This window comes from Azospira sp. MPR-E4 (assembly GCF_058809645.1).
The window spans coordinates 1-5,994 of the sequence record NZ_JBXAST010000032.1; the positions used below are offsets into that span (position 1 = coordinate 1).

Genomic DNA, 5,994 nt, shown 5'->3' on the forward strand with positions numbered 1-5,994 from the left:
GGTGGAGATGGGGGCCGGCCCGGGAAGGGGCGCCGTGGCCGGTTGCGGCAGTCATGGCGCTCCTGGGATGTCGCCCACTGTAATTCCAAGCCGATTTTTACAAAAAGAATAAAAGCGAATGATTTGATATCTGTTGGTTATAGCGATTTTGCCCCTGGCGGCATCATCGGCCCCTTTTCCGGCTCTCCCGGGGATGGCGCCAGGGCCAGCATTGACCGGGTTTTCGCCCTTTCGGGAATAAGGGAATAAAAAAATGGAACTTCAGTGCATGAAGAGCCCTGGCTAGAGTGCAGCCATTCCCACGTCATGAGGTTGTCATGCCCCTGTATCTGGTCCAAGGCCATCCAGCCGCTGCGCGTTGCGCCGACCTGGGCGAGCGGCTGGCCCGCATCCACCGGGGCCGGCCCGGCGCCCTGCTCGATCTCCGGGCCGACATAGCCGTCCCCAGGCTGGAGGCGCTGATCGAGGCCCAGGACGGTATCGACGCCCGGGCCGTGCTGGCCCTGGGCAGTCTGGCCAGCTACGGCGTGCATGAACTGCCATCCGGCCCGGGAAGCGGGCCCGATGCCCAGGTCTTGCCGGGGCCGCCCGCCGGGGCGGCGAACACGGTATCCATGCAAGGAGGGAAAAATGGAGAGGAAAGCACCATGGAAGACGAACTGATCCTGGCCCGGGCCCATGCCCGGGGAGTAGCGGAACGGCTGGCCTACGCCGGCGCCCTGACGCCGGAAGAGGCCTGGCTGCTGCTCAAGCTGCGTTCCGATGCCTGCCTGGTGGACGTGCGCAGCGAGGCCGAGCGGGAACTGGTGGGCGCCATTCCCGGGGCCCGGGAGGTGGAATTCATGCGCTATCCGGACTGGGAGGAGAACCCGGACTTCGTCGCTCAGGTGCGCCGGGAGGTGGCGACGCAGGCGCTGGTGCTGCTCATCTGCCGCTCCGGCCAGCGTTCCCACCGGGCGGCGGAGCTGCTGCGGCAGGCGGGCTACCGGCAGGTGTACAACGTGCTGGAAGGCTTCGAAGGGGCGAAGGACGCCCAGGGGCGGCGCACCCTCAACGGCTGGCGGCAGCGGGGCCTGCCCTGGCAGCAGTGAGTTTTGTTATTCCATAAAGAAATAAAAACATCAACAATAAGTATTGGATGGTCTATTTGAGAAAAGGCAATCTGCTTTTGCCGCAACGGCATTCTTAATGCCCAGGGGCCTTCCTTCTCGAGGGCTGGCGGATCAGGATAGGAGATCGCAATGTCACTGCTCATCGTCGGCGCCGACAACGTGCGCACCATCGAAAACGAAGTGGCCCGCCTGGCGCCGGCCCTGCTCGATGCCCCCACCGAGCACTGGAGCGGCCGCAAGGCCGGCGATTCACGCCGGGTCATTCCCTCCCGCACCCGGCTGGTGGTGGTGGTCTGCGCCCGGGTGAACCACGAACTGTTGCGCCACGTGCGCCGCCAGGCGGAAAAAAGCGAGGTGCCCCTGATCTACTGCCGCCATTCGGCCCTGGAGGTACGGGAAAAATTGGCAGCCTTCATCGGGTAGGGCAGCAACGCGGACTGAATCACCCTATCTTCAGAAGGCGCTCTCTTCTGCCGATTGAAATACTGCTTTTCGAACGCTACTGGAGCCAAGCCGCCGACGTGACCATAGCGGCGCTTCGGGTTGTAGAAGAGTTCGATGTAATCAAAGACGTCCTGACGGGCTTCTTCCCAGTCGTGGTAGATTTTTCGACGAATCCGCTTCCATTTGAGGAGTGGGAAGGAGCGTTCAGTGACCGCGTTGTCGCAGCAGTTGCTACGTTGACTCATGTTGGGCAGTGGTTTGTGGGACTTGAGAAATGCCTGCCCCTTATGGCCAATGTGTTTGGTTCCCTGATCGGAATGGATGGTCGCGGCCGATTTTGGCTAACGCCGCCAGACGGCAATCAATAACGCGCTGAGCGTCAAGTCGGTCTCCATACGGGACTGCATCGACCAGCTCACGACCTGCCGGGAAAAGGGGCGAGCACCGCGGCAAGATAAAGCCAGCCCTCGTGCGTCCGGATGTAGGTGATGTCGGTGACCCAGACCTGATTGGGTGCTTCAACATCCAGCTGTTGTTCCAGACGGTTCGGAGCAACGACTGCCGGCTAGCCATAGCGTCCTTTGCGGCGATGGTAGCCAGTCTGGTAGCGTAAACTTTTGGCGCACATCAGTCGATCGACTCGGTGCTTGCCGCAGCGCTCCCCAAATCACGATAGTCGTCGGTGATTTTGTGGTAACCGCACACGCCGCCGCTTTCCAGCCAAGACTGCTTGATCAGGTCCAAGAGGTGTTGATCCGCCTTGCCCCGGTCAGAAAGTGGCTCGGCCTGCCAAGCGTAATAGCCGCTGGGATGAACTTTCGCCATCTGGCAGAGCCACCGCACGGAGTACCGTTCTTCCTCGCTCTTGATGAAGGCGTACTTTGCCGGGACTCCTTAGCAAAGTATGCCCCGCAGGAAATCCCCTTGGGGGACGCTGCGGTCTTCTAATGATATCGCGCTCCTCCGAGACACGCTTCACTTCAGCCTTCACGCCGGATCTCGGCGGACTGGCTCTGCTGCTCTTGCCGGGCTTCCGCCGGCCGACTGTATTGCTTTGTGCTGCGACACCCCGATCCGGCTTGCCACCTCGGCCACCGGATGGCCTCGCTCGGTGACCTACTTGACTGCCTCGATCTTGAATTCTTCCGTATAGCGCTTGCCACTCATGACACCTCCCTATTGCCTCAAGTTTAGGGCTCAAAGGTGTTTACCTGTTCCGGGGTGATTCAGTTCTCAAGATGGACGATTGCTATTGTGATAATACTAAATGCATATTGCATGCTGTTGTCTTAGCGGTCAGAATACAAATATGAATGACAAATAATTTTTGCAGCCTGTTTTGTTGATCATATTAAGTTGGTTATTGAATGTTTTTGATGTTGGATGCATTTGAAGTAGAGGTTTTACTCGCTCCTGGGGCTCTTTATGTCTTTAATATTTCTTTCATTTTTTGCAGTGCTGGTATTTGTGGAAATATTTTTGCTGGCAATTAGTCGGAGTTATTTTGTAAAAAATGAGAATTTGGTTGGCAAGTCGTTTTTTCAGATCCTGTTTTTAATGAGGCGAGATAAAAGATTTGTCGCTGATTTGCTTATTGTTATCCATACGATTTTGATTTGTCTTGCTATCTATGTTTTCTTTTTTGATATGTGAGGATTAAATGAATTCATCGACATTGGTTACGGTTTGTGTTGGCACGTATGATAATTATAATGAGATGGTAAAAGCTTTTGAAGCAGGCGATTTGCTTGGGGTTGTTAATTCAGGAGGTCAGCTGGCTTCTGGATTGGTGACGTCGGTTATTCCTGTAACCAGCAGCTGGGGTGCGACAAATGTTGGTGGAATTGGTGCGCTTACTTCTTTTATAGCAGTTGTTAAAATTCAGGGTGATATTGATTCTGGATCAGGAGTTTCTCTAGGGGATTATATTGGACTTACTAGTGGTTTGGTAACAACAGGGGCGCTGTTGGTTGCTGCGACTGGAGTAGGGGCTGTCCCAGCGGCGATGTATTTAGGATCGTTGGGTGTTGTATCTGCTATTTCTAGTGCGGTTGCAAATAATAACGGCTATAAATTGGATGATATTTTTGATGCAATATCTCCGACGGTAAATGATGAATTTTCAAAAGCACGCACTCCTCCTCTACCTAAAGATCCATTGGTTTTAGACTTGGATGGTGATGGAATTGAGGTAGTCGGGATTGGCAGTTCGCCAGTTCTTTTTGATCATAACGGGGATAATATTAAAACTGGAACTGGCTGGATTAAAGAAGATGACGGGTTTTTGGTGCTAGATAGAAATGGTAATGGTTTTATCGATAGTGGCGCCGAGTTGTTCGGTGTTGATACCGTCATGTCTAACGGCCAGAAAGCCACCAACGGCTTTGCCGCTCTCGCCGACCTCGACGGCAACCAGGACGGCGTCTTCAACAGCAGTGATGCTCAATTTGCCAACGTCCGTATTTGGCGTGATCTGAATCAGGATGGGATTAGTCAATCTGATGAGCTGATGAATCTGGATCAGGCAGGTATCGTTGCTATCAATCTGGGAAGTACGGTTACTAACACTACGTTGACTGGTGGTAATGTTCAAACCGCAACTGGGACTTATGTGAAATCCGACGGACAAAGCGGTAGTCTGGGAAACCTGGATTTTGTCCAAAACCCTTTTTACAGTGAATTCGACCCGCTGCCAGGGAATTCCGGAACGCCCGGTTTGCCGAATATGTCAGGCTCTGGAGCTGTTCGTGATTTGCGTGATGCCGCAAGTTTGTCGGTAAATCTTGCTGCTGCCATTCAGGGCTTGGATCACTACATGACCCGGGATCAATTGTTTGGTAAGTTGGATGGCATCATTGACCTGTGGGCTGGTACCTCGGCGATGAAGAGCGGACAAGAGTTGGGGGCTGAAAAAGGCTTTGAAATTTACTATCTGCCACCTGGAGTAACTCGATTTGAAATTAATCGATATGCGCATTGGTTAGATATAAAGTTGCCCGATAATTACCATTGGTCATCTGAGGGATTTAGCGCAAAGGACTGGGAGCGAATTGATTATATAAAGTCTCAGATGGATCGTTTGAGTAAGCAAATTGGTTTGTTGGAAGTCTTTAATGGTCTAACATTTCTCAATATTTCTGATATCGGTGTTTCTACTGGAGCGGGTCAGAGCCTAGGTGGAATTGAGGATCTGGCTCCTACTGGCGATATTGGCGTTGAGATTATCCAGTTTGCTCACCCAATCTGGGCTAATTTGACTCAACAACAATTGGATTCATTGGATCAGAGCTATGCGGCTCTTAAAGATTCAGTGTATGAAGGTTTGTTGCTGCAGACTCGGCTTAAACCGTTGCTTGATCAAATTACTCTTGATATTAATGAAAATGGAGTCAGCCTGAATTTTTCTGCACTGGACGCAGCCATCCATGCTGGAATTGCTGCTGATGCTGCTAATGGAATTGTGGACCTGTTGGAATTCAACCACGCAATCGGTAATAAATTACTGACCGCTGGCTGGAATGGTCCAGTGTTGATTGATGATGTGCTTCGACAGCATCCTGGAATTAACCTGAATTTGCCGGGGTATAGTGTAACGCTGGGCTCAGATTCTGGAATATATACAACAGGTACTTCTGCTCGAGATTTTATTTCTGGTAGCTCCCAAAACGACACCTTGAATGGCGGGGCTGAAGATGACGTTTTGTTGGGTAACGGAGGCAATGACTCTCTCTATGGAGGCCTTGGCAACGACGTACTGGATGGAGGTTTGGGCAACGACACCCTGAGCGGAGATGCGGGTAACGACACCTATATCTGGGGGCGAGGCTCGGGCCAGGACACGATTTCCAACTACGACGCTGCAGTGGGTCGGCAGGATGTGCTGCAAATCAAGGCGGGGACGTTACCGTCGGAAGTGACGGTAGTTCGTTCGGGGACCGACGTGATTCTGGGGATTGCCGGGACGACGGATACGGTGAAGCTGCAGAGTATTCTGAGCAATGACGGAGTTAATAGTTATGTTCTGAACCAAATTCGGTTTGAAGACGGTACGGTATGGAATATCGAGACGTTGAAGATAAAACTGTTAGAAGGGACAGAGGCGGCACAGGCGCTGTACGGTTACGCCAGTGATGATGTGATCAATGGGGGGGGAGGTAACGATTACCTATATGGTGAGGCTGGGAACGACACGCTGGATGGAGGGACGGGTAGCGATACTATCTATGGAGGCAATGGCGACGACATTGTTCGTGGCGGGGCGGGTAATGACTACCTGTATGGTGAGACGGGGAACGACATCCTGGATGGGGAATCGGGCAACGACTACATCTACGGCGGCCTGGGCAGTGACACCTACCGGTTCGGCAAAGGGGATGGTCAGGACACCATTTGCTCGATCAACGATAGTACGGCGGGGAAGGTCGACACCCTGGAGTTC

Annotated in this window: 4 protein-coding genes and 1 pseudogene; 4 read left to right on the forward strand and 1 reads right to left on the reverse strand. The window is 53.0% G+C overall.

Translation table 11 applies throughout. The features are described 5' to 3' along the window. The 3 genes from AC1RTA_RS10625 to AC1RTA_RS10635 all read left to right on the forward strand — a co-directional run. The coding region (locus AC1RTA_RS10625) for a hypothetical protein (RefSeq protein WP_492784701.1) at positions 1-249 on the forward strand (249 nt) is incomplete at its 5' end. Positions 250-317: 68 nt separating this feature from the next. Continuing rightward, entirely contained in the window at positions 318-1,091 is a 774-nt protein-coding gene (locus tag AC1RTA_RS10630) for a rhodanese-like domain-containing protein (RefSeq protein WP_492784702.1), read from the forward strand. Between the two features lie 150 nt (positions 1,092-1,241). Beyond that, positions 1,242-1,535: a DUF2325 domain-containing protein gene (locus AC1RTA_RS10635; protein ID WP_492784703.1), complete on the forward strand. Its 294-nt coding sequence runs from the start codon at positions 1,242-1,244 to the stop codon at positions 1,533-1,535. A gap of 44 nt (positions 1,536-1,579) precedes the next feature. Here the strand turns inward: AC1RTA_RS10635 and AC1RTA_RS10640 are convergent. Next, positions 1,580-2,723, reverse strand: a pseudogene (locus tag AC1RTA_RS10640) (IS3 family transposase); the annotation flags it as partial. 493 nt (positions 2,724-3,216) lie between these two features. Between AC1RTA_RS10640 and AC1RTA_RS10645 the strand changes: the two are divergent. Then, positions 3,217-5,994 (forward strand): calcium-binding protein (locus tag AC1RTA_RS10645; protein ID WP_492784704.1); only part of this gene is annotated, 2,778 nt, incomplete at its 3' end.

What these genes read in the sequence shown, in the direction of transcription:
- AC1RTA_RS10630 (WP_492784702.1), top strand. Translation starts at nt 318, where the DNA reads ATGCCCCTGTATCTGGTCCAAGGCCATCCAGCCGCTGCGCGTTGCGCC.
- AC1RTA_RS10635 (WP_492784703.1), top strand. Translation starts at nt 1,242, where the DNA reads ATGTCACTGCTCATCGTCGGCGCCGACAACGTGCGCACCATCGAAAAC.